The sequence below is a fragment of the Bdellovibrio sp. HAGR004 genome, assembly GCF_055397015.1.
On record NZ_AP029176.1, the window covers coordinates 277684 to 293932 of the forward strand.

The window sequence follows — 16249 nt, forward strand, 5'->3', positions numbered from 1 at the left end:
TGATATTACTTTGTATTTTCATCAGGCTGTTTCCTGCTTTTTTGCGTTTTTTAAAGAGACAGCAGTCTCTTTATCGTCTCGGGAAAAACTGAGCGGCTTGACTTCTAACTTCGTTAAAATCGACAGTAAGTTTTTGAACGTCATTTCTTGATCGTTAAAGCGTATATTTGTATTTAAAGTCACGGGATCAAATTCATTTAAATTGAATAGACCTGGGACTCGTTTTTTATCAACAAACGCTTTGCCACTAAAAGATTGCCTAACAACGGTCTCGGCAGGTTCGGAGTCACAGGCAAACAACATAACACTCACTTTTGAATATCCCAGATAAGCCAAAGCAATCTTAGCATAACGTGATCTTGATTTTGTCGTGCGCTCAATTTCCAGTGAACATCGAACAGAATCGCCCGCGTTTGTTTTTAAATCAAAAACCACGTCGGGAATTCTCGGCACTTGCTCGCCACCTAAAACTGAAAATGCATCAACTGGATTTCGCATAAGCTCATCTTCAAGCCAATACCTTGAAATTAGGTTTCGATTTTTAAGGGCTAAAATTATTCGGGCGGCGATGGCATCGTGCTCGATATAAATTGATTGTCGCGCTGGTCTTACTACCTCACCGAAAACATTTCGGCCCTTAGGTGTTAGGATTAAAACTTTGTCACTGGCATTTGAACGACGGAAATGACCGCATTCAACCAGTGAATTCCAGTACCTAAATTTGTGAGCGCGACTCATCGGGCACATAAACTCAAAAAACAAGTCTTGTGTTAAAAAGCCCCACCGTGCGGCAAATTCAAGTGCCTCTGACACAATATCATTTCTCCAATGCCTCATGGGGCCACCTTTTCTTGACCAGCGATAGGGACAAGAACAAAATGTCCGAGTTCAATTTGGCCATCAACTAAACCGGCCTCGCGCCAATCTAAAATAAAATTGGAACTCAATTTATCTTTTAGGCTATCAGGAATTTTAAAGTCTGATCCAATATTCACCTGATGGATTCTAACTTGGCAGCTCGTTGTGCCAACTAAAACAGTACGTGCTCCTTCAGGGTTTCCGCACTTTGGTTGACTTGCGCATGATGCCAATAGACCCAATGAAATACACAAAATAAGTTTGCTCATGACGCCTTCCTGTTTTTTTCAGTCAAAACAGTACTCATGACGTTTTCTGGAGTATTCTGCGCTATCGCCAGCGCTTCTTTATCCGTCTCGATTTTTTTGGCGATGCTTACAGGCTCTGATTTTTTAATTTTTGGAATAACAGGTTTATCCAAATCAAATGATTTTTTAAACTTTAGTCGAATTGGCAGACTTCCTTTTTCGTGCGGAAGAATTAAAACGGCTTCACCGATACCCATGGTTTGTTTAAAAATATTAGGATGAAACTTGAATTCTTCAACATCACGCACAGATCCATCACCAGTTTTTTCTGAACCAAAAAGACTTTGCTTTTGACGTTCAGTAACCTTTGATCCTTCGCAGGTGCCAATGACTTCTGAAAAATAGCTGGCCGACTCTGGTTCATTGGTTCGCATGAATACCTTTAAGTTGGAATTGGTCAGTATGGTATTCATGACTCCATCACCAAGGGCCTTCAAATCACCAAGTGCTTGATGGGCAAACACAATTCCAACATTGGCACTTCGCGATTTATTTAAAAGTGTTACAAACCCCGGGGTTAGGTACTCTGTAAAATCGTCCAGATAAACTGAAAAGAATTTCTGATCTTGGTATTTTCCAAGATGCCTTGAGCCCACAGCGCTCTGTAAACACTGAAGAATCATTTTCCCAGTGGCTTTGCCTAATGTTGGAATCTTAAGGGCTGGAAGCTGGCAGTACACGATTTCACCATTTTCAAGAGCCTGATCAAGATTAATATCCGAGTTTTCGCTATTAAAAATGCCGGCTGACTCGCCAACAGTAAAACTTTGAAGCTGCGCGACTAGTCCGCTTGTTCTTTGTTCGCGCTCCTCGCGTGTTAGCTTAAGGAAATCTTTAGACCAGGATTGCAATCTTTCATTTTGCGACTCTGCTGCTAGCTCAGATAATACCTTTTCATTCTTAATACATTCAATGACTCGGTACGGAGTGGCTTTAATTTTCGACGCTTCTAGAATCATTAGGCAATGCAGAAAGGCATCGTACTGAATGCTTTTAAAATATTCGTTTTCAAAATTTAAGGCGTTAAAGACGCGCTCGGCTACTTCTAAGACCGACCCACCAGATAGGGGATTGAATGTGTGACTAATGCCCGCATTGCAAATTGATAAAATACGAACGTCCTGTTCGCGGTCGTGTTTTTTTGCATAAGCGTAGAGTTTATCCAATAAATTTGAATCTGACTTACCATCTATCATCAAAAGTCCGTGGCCCTTTTTAATGTCATCAATTGCCCAAGGCAGAATTACAGACTCGGTTTTACCAGCGTTGGTTGTGCCGACAACTTGAGTATGCATTCGCCTAAATGTCTGCTTTATAAAAACGGACTTACCTTTATCTGAAACCCCAGCATAAACGGCGTCTTCATTGTCCTTTGGTTTAATAACATCATTTTCGATATCACGCTCTTCAAAAAGCGAAAGCCATTTTTTCTTTAGCTTTAGGAATGCAACTAGAATTACTGCTGTAATCAATAAGGCAATTGCTAAGCGCCACTTAAAATAAAACATTACGATCTGGAATTTGTATTTTAGCCAAAGAACAAAAATACCGAGCGTAACAACCAGTATTAAAAATCCTCTATCTGTCATGTCTGATCTATTATTTTCACTCATATTCATCACCTCCATCTTGTAGTTTTAATGAACCGCTTAAAACAGCGTCACATTCAGTACCTGTTTTAAGTTCGATCCATTCACGTTCTGCTTTTAATTTTTCACCGTAAGACTGCGCACGGGCTTGAGCCGTTGCAGCGACCGCTCCCAGGAGACCGTTTTCAATGCCGCCCTTGGATCGCCCAAGAACATCTGTTTCCATCGACCCTTGAGCAAGCCCGCCAACAAAGGTCGTAATAATTTGGCCGGCCGTATTCTTGGCTCCATCTGAAAAGACTCGACCGATGACACCTGGCTGACCGTCTTTACTTAAAGCACTGGCCGCGATCTTTCGAATTTTTCCACTGGGCAAAGATATCTGACTAAACCTAATCTGCGCTCGATCTGTGCCTTTTTGAAAGCTGGCCTCACCATAAAAACGAGTTCCCGCTGATAAACGCAATCCTGACTCCGTGACTGAATCTAGAATTAATTCTGCTAACACGGGTACTGATTCCTGCGAAACAATAACGTTATCAATTAATCGAAGAGGGAGTCTTTCACCGGCGCGAAGTTGAGTTTTGGCATTCTGACCACTTCCAACGATCATCGAAGTATTGTAGTTCACTTCATTTCCACCACGCGGAACCGGAAACGAATTGACCGGAGGCCCCCACAAATTTTGAGCTGAACTTGCTTGTGCAGTTCTATCTGGCGGAGAACTTGAGTCTTCGTTGGTCCTTGCTTTTTCGATCTTTTCTATAAACTCAACAGGAACTTCTGTCGGTAAGATAAAAACAACAGAAACAAATAAAACTAAACCGATAATCGCCAAATTTCTAAAAGCCTTGAAATTAATATCTTTTTTCTGACTGACTTCATTTTCTTTAATAAAAATTGATTTTATTTTTATAAAGAGATTTTTTATCCCGCCAAAACTATTTTTCATTTTAGATATCACTTCCATAACGCAGCCTCAGAAATAGTTATCGAATTCGTTTTTGAACCTTTTAATTCGACGCGAATGGGTTTTCCTTTAACCAGATCAGATCGAGCAACGGATAGTCCAATTTTAAGTGGTTTATCCTTTGCTAATTTTGTATTTGATAAAAAAAGGCTATTAACAGTCTTTGAATTGTCACCTTGAAATACCCATACGTCTTCTGGTTTAATTGTCACAAACTCGTTTGTTTTTAGTTTCAGCAACAAATCAAGTAGAACAAAGTCATGTTGAGAAATACCAATTCGTTCAATTACTAAAATCAAACCGTTTGCATCGCTTGATTTTCCCGATTTCTGCCATCGTACTTGTGAATTTACACCATCTCTGAATGACGACAGAATATATACAATATAGTCAGCCGAATCCTGGGTAAGAGTTTGGAGCCGAATATTGTATCTTTTTTTATCGGCCACCAGATATAAATTGGTTTTGGCACTTCCTCTAAGGGGCTTTATCGTCACAGCCTTATCAAGATATTCAATCTTGAATGCCGATTGATCACCAATGATTGCCGACCGAATAGTTTCTGGTAATTGAATTATGGTCGCAATCCCAAGAGCCGTTTTCACTGTTAAAATTTGATCGTCACTGTAAACAACTTTTCTTATGTGCGCCGACGCAAAAAGTGAAAATATAGAAACGATGAAAAATATAAAATACCTCATCGCACAGCCTCTTCAGTTTCTTTTGATATATAAACTCCCCAGGGGTTCACGATGGTGCGATCATCCGTACTGAAGTGAAAAATAATTTTCATTTCGGTTGCGGCTTTCAGATTGTCAAATTCTGTAATACGATCAGCCAGAACCGTGACCTTTTTTTCTTTTAGATCGACAGTAATATTTTTTGGATAAACTCGTTGTTTGACTTTCTTTTCACGAACAAATTTTTGAACTTCCAGCATTGATTTTTCAAAGGCTTGAACCAATGACGGAACGACAAAAAACTTTGCTTTACCGAGGGATTCATTAATTGTTTTTTGGTCCCACGAATAACGATAACTTACATACTCCTTTACGGCGGATTCGATCTGAAGATCAGTGACTTTTGTTTCAACCTTTGCAACGGCGCCTGTGCTATCTAAAGCGATAACAAGCGGTCCTTGCTTAACCAGATAGAGTACAAGCAAAACTTGCAGGAACGTAATGGCAAGAAGGCCACCGCAAAGATACTTAATATTAAAGTTTTCTGTGGCAAACTGCTGCATGGCTTTTGGATAGAAGCTCGTTTGTAGCGTGATTTTTTTATTTGTATTCATAATGACACCTCCTTCTAAGACCCTTTGGGCCTAAATGTTGATTGAATATTTTGAAATTTCTGACTTGCATACGATCTTGTATTTGAAATCATTTCGCGTGATACCTGGTGAACAGTGGCAATTCTTGTCGGCAAAGCCACAGCAGCTAATGCCGCAGTAGTTCCAATTGTTTGCGCCGTAGCCTGAACTCCTTCGCCAATGAGGGATCGCATAATCATTGGTGTAAAAAGCAGAGCAATGGCGATCACAAAGTTCATCACGATCAAAGTTAAATACGATCCATCAGTTTGATAGATGTTTCCAAATGAAAGGGAAGTGAGCATTGCCGACATACTCGCCCATAGCACCTTCCATAGTGCCACTTCTATTAAGCCCCTATAAAGATTTGTAGTAATCCCTGCTGTTTTTGGAAAGACATAGCAGAGAATCATGAGCGGCGCGCAGACCGACAAAAGCACCCAATAAAAGTAATAAAGTGCAACTGTGATATAGCGTGCGAGTAGCAACAGCAGAAAACTTCCAAAGCTGAGTATGGCCATAAATAGATCATCAAATTTCAGAAGCAATACGTTTTTTGCGACCGCATAGCTTCTGGATTTTTCTTCTGCCATTCGCATGAATGTTTCAATCCCAGACATATTGTCAATTTTAAGGGCGAGCCCGTCACAAATATCTAGAATCAAATTTGAAACTTCTGGAAATGAAGCCAGCAGCAAAGCCGCAACGAACGATCTTTTTATAATGTCTGGATAATTTGAATCGCCAGATTTTAAATACCCAAACACCACTGAAAATAAAACAGCCACCGGCAGCATGATATAAAATAAATTACTCAGGCCGTGATGAAGGTCTTTAACGAGCGATCCTAAAACTTCTAGATTTGGAGTCATTGGCCACCTCCGATTCTTGGCAGCCTTGTGTCCTTCGGAAGGCTGCCAAAACCTCGGGATAGCCCCTGATAGTTTTCTTGAAAGTTTTGGGTCGCAAGTTTCTCTTTTCTAGTATCATAGGCCATATTTTGAGCCATGATTTTTAGCATTTGAGATTGCGTCCGCAGTAGCTGAGTCGAAACACCGATCAAAACCGCGAGTGCCTGATTCTGAAGTTTCCCGGCCCCTTGGGGACTAACCACTTGCGCGTGAAACAATATTTTATCCCGCTCGACATCAACTTGGTCGGCGTAGTCGTACAAATTTCTATTCATTGATATGACTTCGGCAACGCTTTGATCTTGCGATTTCATCAAATCTTCATCCATGCCGCTGGGAACAACTCCATACACCGACTGAAGTGCTCTTAGAACGGCATCAGCATTATTCAAATTACCATAGACCCCAGGATTAAAATTGGGATTAATAATTCGAATTAAATCAAGGCCGTTTCTAACTCCCGCGTTTATGTCACGCATGAGATTTAAGGTGTCCTTTCCGTTTTCAAGGACGTTTTTTAAAGTAATGACGGTCTGAATGGCCTGAGCCAAAATTTGAGTCAGCACGACAACATCGCCTCCGAAGAGGTCCGCTTTCGCGGATCTTGGGCCAATAAAAATTATCGCTGCAATTATCATCGCAGAAAATTTATTTTTCATGACGCCACCAATTTTGAGAAATTTTGGTAGGCCACTCCAAATGGCGCAAGTTCGCTAGCTTTCATTAAGGCATCTTCTAAAGATAATCCGTCGGACTTTAATGACTCTAGAAACTGATTGTCGCGGGCATCTGAGGTAGAAATCCAATATTCCAAAGGTGATGGTTCGATGCGAATAACTTGCCTTGATTCGCCCTCCATCAAAAAGCCTTCACTAAATTGACCTTTGCGCTGCTCAAGACTTTGAATCAATCGCAGTTCCTGGGAATTTAACTTCAAAGCATCGCGCAGAACAGCGGTGTCGCCCTTTTGAAGCATGACAAGTTTTGTAGCTGTATTATTTAAAATCGCTGGCCCCATTCCGCTTGCAATAATCTCTTCCACGCCCTGGGTAATAAAAGTGATTCCGCTGCCAGTTTTTCTAAATGTACGAGCTGCATACTCCATAAAGGAACTAGCCGCAGGACTCTTCAAAAGGTCCCATGCCTCATCGAGCAAGACTCGTTTTGGAATGGTCCGTTCAGCTTCCACTTGTTCTAAAATAAAATTAGTCAGAATAAGAATCATCACAGATTGTAAATCTGGATATTGCGATAGCCCTTTTAAATCAAAGGCAACGATTGGTCTGTCTGCCTCAATTTTGCCAGCTCCATCCAGCAACTTTCCATAAGGTGTTTTGCCGGTCCAAGGAAAGAGCATTTTACCAATTCGCTTCAATGAATCATCGCTATGGCTAAGACAGTACTTAGCCAAATCTGAAAGTTTTGGTGACCGCGCTTGATTTTCACCACGAACTGAATCAAACACTGCGGTCAGTGCTGCTTCTAATTGAACACGATCAAATCTGGATAATTTCTCGCCACTATCAACAACCATTTGCTCAATTACACTAACAAGACTTTTAATTCGCTCGCCAGTTGGCGGAGCTGATGGGTCGCGGAGCTCAAAAGGGTTAATGACATACTCACCTGTAAGATTAATTTCAAAATACTGGCCGCCAAGAACTTGAGTCATTTTTTTATAAGAGCCGCCGATGTCGATAATATACACCCTTGTGCCTCGCGCGATTTGCTGAAGCATTAAAAAATTGTTGGCAAAACTTTTTCCAGATCCGCTTGAACCTGTAACTAAAGCGTTAAAATTGCTAAGTCTGGCCGAATAGGAATTCATTGAATATAAAGTCCCTAGTCTTGTTTTTAAGAGGCATACTGGTTTTTCATCACCAGTGGCCGCGCCAAAGAGTGGGAAAAAATCGACAAGGTTGTTTGTCTTTAGTTTTTTTGACCTTACCAAATTTACCGGCGCCAGCGGCAAATCTGACTTAAATACTTTCCATGCGCCGACAGTCTCTTGAATTCCTTCAGATCCACTTAGGGTTTTAAATTTAGCTAAGACTTCTTTTGTGTGAAGATTAATTTTTCGAGCACCGGCTGTTGAATTTTCTTCGCGAATAATAATCATAAGTTGGGCTTGAAAAATTCTTTGCCCAGTTTCAATAATCTCACGAATCAAATCAGTCGTTTGCGATAGACGCGATTCGCTTTCTAAGTCTGAAACCCTATTTCCGCTGTTTGCTGATAGCGAGTGGGCCATTCGGCGCTTTTGATCAAGCCCCTTCATTTCCTTTGATTGGTCGGGGACGTTGAATGACAAAAACAATTCGTACTTAAAAGGTAAAGCCAAAAAGCCGCTCATCATTCCCGTAAATGTCATTTCCGGAAGTGTCTTAAGCGTTAGAACTCTAGTTTTCTGACTATCAAGAGTAAAGTCTTCCTGATCAAGCACCAGATCACCAAAGATCAATTGTTCTCGCGGTGAATTTCCGTCAATTGCAATACTGTTGCTATTTACTTTTGGCGCACCAATTGAGGAAGACCGTTTAGGGTTCAGATAGCGATACAATAAATTAATAAAATCATCTTTAGTCAAATCAGACGCTAAAAAACCAAGTGATGACAGCGAGCCTTTTGCGCCCTCTAGGGACTGCGATAAAGTTTGCAGCTGATCTTCGTATCCTTTTTCAAATTCAACTGAAAACTTTTTAGTTTGCCCTAATGAAAATGAATTCGGTTTTTGGCTCTGACTTGTCTTTATAAAAAAGTATAATCTTGGCCTAAATAATTCGCCATCTTCAGTTTGTTTTAATAAAACATTCGATCTCTTTTGATCGAGCGCGCAAAGAAACTTATTCTCCGTTGTTAATAAATCAACATGCCTTTTAACGACGCCGCCAACATCAGAATCATTGACCACCATAAACTGAGCTGTAACACCTTCTGGTAAGGAGTTAGCAAATGAACGCAGTCCAAAGGCAAGTTGATTAATACGTGATTCATCAAAGCACTCAATATCTAACGGCAATAACTCTAATCCTGAAGAAAGCGATCCGTCCCAAAGAATCGCGTGTGCTATAGGTTTTGATTCAATTTCCCAAAACGGCAGTTGTTCGCATAGTGATGCCTGGTTCATAATTCACCCCCTTTGTTAAATTTTCGATAGTGAAGATCTTGTGAGTTAGCCGAGAAAACAGTTGGCGAGATAAGATGCTCAAAATAATGTTGCAGAAACTGATCCGGCTTTCCTTTCTTAAAGAAAAATAAAATCAGAAAGAGTCCAAGACTTGTTCCAAAAACCATTGGAATTTTCATCGTGGTCGATCCAAAAATTAAATTCTGAACTGACAGATTTAAAAGCAAGATCAACACGTCTGACAGTTCAAGACCCAAAATTTTATTTTTTGTTTCTAGTGTTCTTGGGACCGATGAGGTCAATATATTGGCATCACTCATTAGCGCACCGTCTGCGATATAAAATCAACAATCGCCTGTGCGCCAAAACCGATGATACTGCCAAGAATCGCATACCACATATGCGTCTTGGCTTTTTCATTGCCGCTCATCAAACTAAAAGCCGCCCATGCAATCCCAATAATAGAAAGTGTCGGCAAAATAACTCGGGTCAATTTTGTCTGAATTCCCAATAGTGAAGACTCAACACTTGCAAGCCCTAGTTCTGGAAAGATTAATACAGTTGCTGTTAGCATAAAAATAAATAAAAACGATTTTCTGTTCATAAATGTACCTCCTGTGTTAGTTGTTTTAAGATGCAAGGCAGTCCTCCAGTCCTTCTGATTTTTCCGGAAACAAGCAAAGAAAAATATTTTCTGGGATCAGCTGAATTCTTAATGCGATAAAACTTCCAGCCAGTTTTCCTTCACCGATTCGATACCAACTTGATTTCATTTCGCCTGTCGGTAATTGGTATTCTTCAAGACTGAGAACAACGTACTTGGTATCATCATCGTCATCGGGCAATATGAAATATTGAGTATTAGGGTGCGTGAATAATTTAAGGCGAAATTTTTTAGATCCCGTTTTTAAATACGCTACGCCAACGCTTTCACCTTCAATGACTTCACCTGATGAAGTAATTTCCCCAGTATAAACACCATATTTTTCTGTTTTACGAATAGGGATCACATTACTAAATGGAAAATCGCTAGATTTATTCATGCTGAAAACCTTTCCATTTCAAACATTTCAACGACATCTTCCGTCCAGCCACATTCTGAGCAGGTTAGATAGCCGTTTTGAAAATCGGTAAGACCAGAACATTCTGGACAGCATTCACCATCATTAGGAGCACCAGATTTTTTAAAGTTTAGATATCGTCGTTTAAACAACGGGCTTGGTTTGCGACGCTCAATAAGTTCTCGTTCTGTGCGATAGATATCGCGCTTATCTTTTAAAGTTCTAGACATTAGAAATTCCTCCATTGGTTTTCTTCATGGGTTTTGCGAAATGGCTTTGACTCTAGTCGCTCCCAATCGCGCACGGTTAAATCAGCAGCTGAAAATGATTTTTTTAATCTTTCCCAAAAACTGATAGGTTCGGCTTTCTCAAGTGTAATCAGCGACAGATTTAATTCCGGCTGATCTTGGCTACTTTTAAATTTTTCTTTTGCATTCATAGATGCACCTCCTTGGTAATTTGTTAGTGAGTTCGTTCAACTGCGAACGACCTTTCACCTTTATAAATTGCAAGTTGGAGACATCTCAGGCTTGGCACGACTGAAATGCGAGCAAGTGATTGATTTGAAAATGAATTTTGGATTTTTTGGGAGTGAATGAATTCATACAAGGGTGGCGATTGACCGCCACCCTTGGTTTTCAAGAAGTTTCTAATTATTAATGTGTTAGCTTAAAAAACAAAGACTGGCGGGGTTCCGCCATGGTGGAACTTAAAATTTGCCAGTTAGTAGGAATAACGTTGAATTTGATTTTAGTTAGCGAACAACTATAGGGATTTCAGCGATCTGGCTTTTTGGAATTAAATAAACGCCGTATTGAATGCAGGACGCACGAACGTCATCATTGTCGAAGTGGCCAGTCACAAGGCACCTGATCGCGGCGTCAGGCATATCCTGAAGCCATTTAAGACCGGTGTCTCCGCCTCCCAAGTCGTAATCAAAAAGTAAAGTGCAATTGTCGGGTTCGCTATCGATTTCGTGCTTGATAGGTAATAGCTCTTTACCATGGCTCATGAATTTAGTTTGCTTTAGTAGCTCAGTATCATCGAACTTCAATTGCCATAACGCGCGCCCGGACTCTTGGTCATCAAGGACATATATTTTTGAGTCTGAATTAAATTTTAGCCTTGGCAAATACCATTTTGTTCGGTCATTGACTGGTAGTCTTATCGTCAAAGTCGATCCTAAACCGACGGTTGATTTAACTTCAATTGATCCATCCCAAGCAGACACGAATTCTTTCGCGTGCCAAAGGCCAACACCAGTCCCATTTTTTTTACCAAACGAAAAATCTTTATCAAAAATATTTGGTTGAATTTCTTTTGCAATCCCGCATCCCGTATCTGCGACAATAATTTCAATTTCAGCTCCCAAATCTCTGCACCTGATATTGATTCGGCCAGCATTATTCATTGCTTCGATTGAATTTGTAACTAAATTTCCTAAAATAGATCGCATCTCAACAGGTATATGTGTAACTAACGTCGATAAAATCATATCATCAATTTCAAAATGAAGATCAATTTCTTTTGGAACAAACAACTCAAGTTCTCGCCGGGCCTGAATGAGTGTTCCATAGATATCAGTTTTAGTTTGATCTGAGAGTTCCTCGGTTTTCGTATCGTCAAGTTTGGCAACTAAATCTTTTATTTGATTTATTGTAACCTGAAGCAAATCTTTATCTTTTGCTACACTAGACGGCAAGCGACCAGGAATTCGCATCAGAGCCGCCAGCGGAGTTCGTAAGTTATGTCGAACCTGGTGTGCTAATTCGCTTTTGGCGACCTTTTTTTGTAGCTCAAGATCCCGATGAAACTGTTCGACCAATCGTTTTCTCATAAATCTGGTTTGGGGAATAGAAACCAGATTTAAAATTAACCATATAAAAAATGCGTAAGAAACAAATCTAAATCGTGAATACTCATAGATAATTGTATCGGGTGGTCCATCACTTAGTTCGTTTGAAATTGTAGTTGAATACTCATCGGATGAAAACACTTTCCAAAAAGTCTTTTTGCCTTCAAGTTCTGCGCTTGGTGGCAAAATGAATGAGCGACCAGGTACTGTAGATTTGTACCTGATACTTATAAATTTCGAAAGTCTTGCTTCTTGCAAAATCAAAGAGGTTTCACGAAAATCACCAACTTTAACAAAGCGAGACAACAGCTTAGTATTGTCCTCAGCGACTGATTGAATATACAACGTATTAAAAATCAATGCCAACCCGAAAAATATCAAAAGGACCAAAACAGACACAACAATCTGTCGCTTTTCAAAGTCTTTGATTCGGCTCTCTGGAGTCATCGTAGTCATAGATCACCACTCATATTTACCACTTTGTATTTTGATACTTTTAATAGCGCAGATTTTAAAATTGGGATATCAGAATAAATTACTTCTTCTGAAACGAGTTTCGGAAAAAATGATTTGCGAAAATCATTTACTGGAATACTACCAAGCAGTGGACTAATTTTTGAAATAAACTCTTTCGAAATTTGCCAGGGCACACTTGAAGCGGATTGGTTAAGTTCATTTTTATTTTTTAACCAACAAAAACTCGGAATCGATTCTAAAAATGATCGCCTCTGCGAGTTTTCCATTGAATCTGACAGCGCAAAGCCAAAGGATTTTCGCTCGATATCTGAAATTTGGCAAACCAGACCATATAGACTAGTTGGCGTCGCCATTTGAAAAAAGCGTACTTCGCATTCTGGATTCATAGCTAAGAATGTATTGGGTAAAATAATATCAGATTTTACTTCGATAAGCGGTATCCTTTTATGAAGATGCTCATCTAAATAAAATCTTTCTAATGTTTCAAATTTTGCGTGTGCTTCGGGGCAATGACTACCACCAGAAACCGCTAGACCGACTGAATTAATATTTTTTGCCGCACAAATGATTCTTTCAATACCCTCTGCGACTGACTTCTCAAATGCAATTTCACGATTATCATCAACGCCGCGCCCCTCGATTTCAGTTCCTTGCCACATAATCTTTGTGGAAAAATCAAATAGTCCGGGTGCAAGTTCGCCTGTCCCTTTAAATTCTGTAAAGGTAGGCGCAAGCACGGTTCGGTTCAGATAAAGCCATGTGGCTAACGGAGTTTTATGCGCCATAATTGATTATTTGCATAGAGTTCAGATAATTCGACCTTCCACGGCTTCCTAACCAATGCGGCATAAGGCAATGCCATCAGCGGAACGACCGTTGGCCTAGTTAGCGCTTCAAAATGCAACTCCTTTAGTTTTTTTATTCGTTTTTCTTTGTCATCAGTTGCCATATAATTAGCTAGCCACTGGGTGCGCTCAAGTTTATCCAGACCGAGAACACCAGAATTGAGTGAATACGAAATCAGTCCTATGTCTTCCATAAAACCTGTGTCGGTAAACCCAATAAAAGCATGCGGAGTATCTTCAAGCCGAAGGTCCTTCTTGAAATCAGGAATATATCCAATCAAATTCGCATCCACATGTGGTAAAAGTTCTTTGATGGGTTCTGCCCATTCTTCAAGGGTTCCGCGGCGGATAATTCCAAGTTGAATTTTGCGATTCGGGTCTATGGTTTCCTTTTCGGACTCTGTTTTTAGGCGATTTTGTTGGTCGACGGTCAGTCCACCTTCACTTAAGTTCGGAAAAAATTCAGACCGTTGCTCGACGCCAGCAACTCCCTTATATATTTTATTGAATGCGAGCTTAATCTTTTGACCGATATAACGGCGTTCCGATGAACTAAATTCTTGTTCACCTTTTTGAGTAAACACCAGCACTAGCGTTCTAATTTTCATTGTTACCAGAAGCTCTGCATCTGAAGTTTTTTGAGCAAAATTAATTACATCCTCAGGTTTTGACGCATCTATTGTCGTAATGTGATCTACGCTACCATTTGCAAATGCCGCCAAACTATTAGTTCCAGATTTTAAATCCGTTGGAACAAAAATAATTTTCATTGCGATATCGTCTGCTGCGAAATAATGATTTTGGTTTTTTACCAATTGGATACTGCCGTTACCGTCATCGCTTTCGACTGAATAGGGGCCACTTGTTTCGCTATAATTTATTATTTTAAGCGTGATAGGATCAACACTTGATTTTGGAATGATCGCAAAATCGATTGCACCGAGCATTGGCAACAAAAACGATTTTTTGCCATTAGCATTTAGAAAAACAGTATTGCCCTCTTGTCTGATACCAGGACATTCTTCTTCGGTAGACTTAATCTCGATTCCTGGACAGACAATATCTCGGAAATTTCCGTGCGTGTTGCCGGATAGAACTAGAAGTCGCTTTAGCGAAAAAATAACATCATCAGCCGAAATCTTTTTCCCCGAAATCGTTTTAAGACTATCCCTAATAGTGAGTTTGAGTTCGTCACCAGCCCATTCAACCTTTTCAGCTACGCCGGGCTCAACAGAACCACTTGCTGAGATTTCAACAAGTGGCGAATAAATATTTTCTAGAAAAATATATTCGTAATCAAAATTAATATTCGTGGGTTCATAAGCTGTTGACTTAAGTCGCACTGGAAATGCGACCCTTAGAGTTTTATCGTTTTGATTTGCTTTCATAGAAACAGCTCCTCCGAGCATCAATAAAATTGATAGGACAATAATAGTTTTAATTTTATTTATTGTCATAAAAATTCTACTTTGTTGCAGACGCAGCTCCAGGACCGCCGCCAAAGCAGACCGTAGTTGGATGTACATCGCCGTTTTGAATCTGACCTTCAGCTTCGAGTAAGCTTAAAATATCTTGGTCAAAACTGACACACTGATTTTCAGTTGTTGAAAGTGTTTTAGTCTCTCCAAGAATTTTGATCGCCCATGCAATTTGACGAAGCTGAAGTACAGTGAGTTTTTTAGCTTGTGCTTCGTCTGCTAAACTTGATGAGCTGACTCCAAGTAAACCTGTGATAAAGATCATTATTGTTTTTTTCATTCTTTTCCCCCTTGTGTAAGTTCACGTTTTAGTTCAATTCCATATTTTTTCATCTTTTCTCGGACAGTGCTGCGACTAATGTTCAGCATGCGTGAGGCTGCTGAAATTGAGCCGCTTTCCTCGATGGCCTTTAGTACAATATTTTTTTCTTTAGCCATTTTAGTGAATTTTAAAGTCTCAAGATCAATTTTCTTTTGAGAAACTAAATTGGGATCTTTTCGATCTTTCAGAAGTTCAATTTCTAAATGTGGGCCAGTTGAAAGATTCGTAAGAAACCGTATGCAATGCTCAAGTTCCCGGACATTGACCTTCCCCCTAAGACCTAGCCAGTTTTGAGTTCGCTATTTACCTGCTTTGTTGATCCTTTACTTTTTGCATACTCTGAAGGTGTAAGACCGTTAAGACTCGAATGCGGTCTGTAGGTCTCGTACTCCGTTTTCCACTTCTGCGTCAGAACCCTTGCCAAGTCCAAATTGTCGAATAGATTTCTATCCAAACATTCTGCTCTGAACTTGCCGTTCAAAGATTCAATATATCCGTTCTGCTGGGGTTTTCCTGGTTCAATAAAGTGCAATCGGACCCCATTTAACGTTGCCCACCGCTGCAGGCTCCTAGAGCGAAACTCAGGACCATTATCGACCACCAGCGTTTGTGGCTTTCGGCCAAACATTCTCAGGCGTTCTAACGTCGCTGCCACATCAACACCTTTAAAGCTACTTCGGACCACTAGGTCCGGCATCTCACGCGTACAGTGGTCAACCATCGTTAGGAACTTAAGTTGTTGATTGTTTGCTGCGCGATCATGGACAAAGTCCATCGACCACACTGAATCTGCCTCCTCGGCCTGCGGGAGTGCCAGTCGTAAGTGACGAAGTTTTTTACGCTTCTTTTTTATCCGCAATGATAGTTTTTCCTCTCTGTAAATCCGCTCAGTTCTCTTTTTGTTGATCGGGGCCTCATTCTCCCTGCGGACCAGGTAGTGCAGCATTGGATGACCGTAAGCGGGATGCTGGGCCGCTAGCTCCTTCATGCGCACTCGAAGATCCGCATTGCGATCAGGCTTCTGCTGATACCACCAGGTGTATCGATTGATTTCAAATATCTTGCAGGCCCGCCGTGCCGTAATTCCATGGCTCTCAATCGCTGCGCGCGCAAGAACCTTTCGCTCAGAGGGCCTT

At 40.5% G+C, this 16249-nt stretch carries 20 protein-coding genes; all 20 read right to left on the reverse strand.

Annotated features, from left to right (window positions below):
• Positions 1–21 precede the first annotated feature (21 nt).
• Positions 22–837, reverse strand: a complete 816-nt coding sequence (locus ACZ5ZV_RS01500) for a hypothetical protein (RefSeq protein WP_464119579.1) — start codon at positions 835–837, stop codon at positions 22–24.
• Complete coding sequence (locus ACZ5ZV_RS01505; protein ID WP_464119581.1) at positions 834–1127, reverse strand: hypothetical protein; 294 nt, start codon at positions 1125–1127, stop codon at positions 834–836. Before ACZ5ZV_RS01505 ends, ACZ5ZV_RS01500 begins: the two co-directional genes overlap by 4 nt.
• Positions 1124–2779, reverse strand: coding sequence for a type IV secretory system conjugative DNA transfer family protein (locus tag ACZ5ZV_RS01510; protein WP_464119583.1), 1656 nt, complete (start codon positions 2777–2779; stop codon positions 1124–1126). Before ACZ5ZV_RS01510 ends, ACZ5ZV_RS01505 begins: the two co-directional genes overlap by 4 nt.
• Positions 2772–3725 carry a TrbI/VirB10 family protein gene (locus ACZ5ZV_RS01515; protein WP_464119585.1) on the reverse strand — a complete coding sequence of 318 codons (954 nt, stop codon included), beginning with the start codon at positions 3723–3725 and terminating at the stop codon, positions 2772–2774. The genes ACZ5ZV_RS01510 and ACZ5ZV_RS01515 overlap by 8 nt, the downstream gene beginning before the upstream one ends.
• Complete coding sequence (locus ACZ5ZV_RS01520) at positions 3716–4426, reverse strand: TrbG/VirB9 family P-type conjugative transfer protein (protein WP_464119587.1); 711 nt, start codon at positions 4424–4426, stop codon at positions 3716–3718. Before ACZ5ZV_RS01520 ends, ACZ5ZV_RS01515 begins: the two co-directional genes overlap by 10 nt.
• Positions 4423–5019: a VirB8/TrbF family protein gene (locus ACZ5ZV_RS01525; RefSeq protein WP_464119589.1), complete on the reverse strand. Its 597-nt coding sequence runs from the start codon at positions 5017–5019 to the stop codon at positions 4423–4425. Before ACZ5ZV_RS01525 ends, ACZ5ZV_RS01520 begins: the two co-directional genes overlap by 4 nt.
• Before the next feature lie 14 nt (positions 5020–5033).
• Positions 5034–5909, reverse strand: coding sequence for a hypothetical protein (locus tag ACZ5ZV_RS01530; protein WP_464119591.1), 876 nt, complete (start codon positions 5907–5909; stop codon positions 5034–5036).
• Positions 5906–6607: a hypothetical protein gene (locus tag ACZ5ZV_RS01535; RefSeq protein ID WP_464119593.1), complete on the reverse strand. Its 702-nt coding sequence runs from the start codon at positions 6605–6607 to the stop codon at positions 5906–5908. Before ACZ5ZV_RS01535 ends, ACZ5ZV_RS01530 begins: the two co-directional genes overlap by 4 nt.
• On the reverse strand, positions 6604–9075 hold the full coding sequence (locus tag ACZ5ZV_RS01540) for a TraG/VirB4 family ATPase (RefSeq protein WP_464119595.1): 2472 nt from the start codon (positions 9073–9075) through the stop codon (positions 6604–6606). The genes ACZ5ZV_RS01535 and ACZ5ZV_RS01540 overlap by 4 nt, the downstream gene beginning before the upstream one ends.
• Positions 9072–9395, reverse strand: a complete 324-nt coding sequence (locus tag ACZ5ZV_RS01545) for a hypothetical protein (protein WP_464119597.1) — start codon at positions 9393–9395, stop codon at positions 9072–9074. The genes ACZ5ZV_RS01540 and ACZ5ZV_RS01545 overlap by 4 nt, the downstream gene beginning before the upstream one ends.
• The gene (locus ACZ5ZV_RS01550) at positions 9395–9679 is read right to left on the reverse strand and encodes a TrbC/VirB2 family protein (RefSeq protein ID WP_464119599.1); all 285 of its coding nucleotides are present in this window, start codon (positions 9677–9679) and stop codon (positions 9395–9397) included. Before ACZ5ZV_RS01550 ends, ACZ5ZV_RS01545 begins: the two co-directional genes overlap by 1 nt.
• A gap of 25 nt (positions 9680–9704) precedes the next feature.
• Complete coding sequence (locus ACZ5ZV_RS01555; protein ID WP_464119601.1) at positions 9705–10118, reverse strand: hypothetical protein; 414 nt, start codon at positions 10116–10118, stop codon at positions 9705–9707.
• Positions 10115–10366 (reverse strand): hypothetical protein, encoded by a 252-nt coding sequence (locus ACZ5ZV_RS01560; protein ID WP_464119603.1) that lies wholly within the window; start codon positions 10364–10366, stop codon positions 10115–10117. The genes ACZ5ZV_RS01555 and ACZ5ZV_RS01560 overlap by 4 nt, the downstream gene beginning before the upstream one ends.
• Positions 10366–10575, reverse strand: a complete 210-nt coding sequence (locus tag ACZ5ZV_RS01565) for a hypothetical protein (RefSeq protein ID WP_464119605.1) — start codon at positions 10573–10575, stop codon at positions 10366–10368. The genes ACZ5ZV_RS01560 and ACZ5ZV_RS01565 overlap by 1 nt, the downstream gene beginning before the upstream one ends.
• Before the next feature lie 315 nt (positions 10576–10890).
• The gene (locus tag ACZ5ZV_RS01570; protein ID WP_464119607.1) at positions 10891–12447 is read right to left on the reverse strand and encodes a sensor histidine kinase; all 1557 of its coding nucleotides are present in this window, start codon (positions 12445–12447) and stop codon (positions 10891–10893) included.
• The gene (locus ACZ5ZV_RS01575; RefSeq protein ID WP_464119609.1) at positions 12444–13253 is read right to left on the reverse strand and encodes a hypothetical protein; all 810 of its coding nucleotides are present in this window, start codon (positions 13251–13253) and stop codon (positions 12444–12446) included. Before ACZ5ZV_RS01575 ends, ACZ5ZV_RS01570 begins: the two co-directional genes overlap by 4 nt.
• A complete protein-coding gene (locus ACZ5ZV_RS01580) occupies positions 13232–14770 on the reverse strand; it encodes an ABC transporter substrate-binding protein (protein WP_464119611.1) in 1539 nt (512 codons plus the stop codon). The genes ACZ5ZV_RS01575 and ACZ5ZV_RS01580 overlap by 22 nt, the downstream gene beginning before the upstream one ends.
• Positions 14771–14777: 7 nt before the next feature.
• A complete protein-coding gene (locus tag ACZ5ZV_RS01585) occupies positions 14778–15071 on the reverse strand; it encodes a hypothetical protein (RefSeq protein WP_464119613.1) in 294 nt (97 codons plus the stop codon).
• Complete coding sequence (locus ACZ5ZV_RS01590; protein ID WP_464119615.1) at positions 15068–15229, reverse strand: helix-turn-helix domain-containing protein; 162 nt, start codon at positions 15227–15229, stop codon at positions 15068–15070. Before ACZ5ZV_RS01590 ends, ACZ5ZV_RS01585 begins: the two co-directional genes overlap by 4 nt.
• A 164-nt stretch (positions 15230–15393) precedes the next feature.
• Positions 15394–16212 carry an IS3 family transposase gene (locus ACZ5ZV_RS01595; RefSeq protein WP_464121378.1) on the reverse strand — a complete coding sequence of 273 codons (819 nt, stop codon included), beginning with the start codon at positions 16210–16212 and terminating at the stop codon, positions 15394–15396.
• Between the last annotated feature and the right edge of the window lie 37 nt (positions 16213–16249).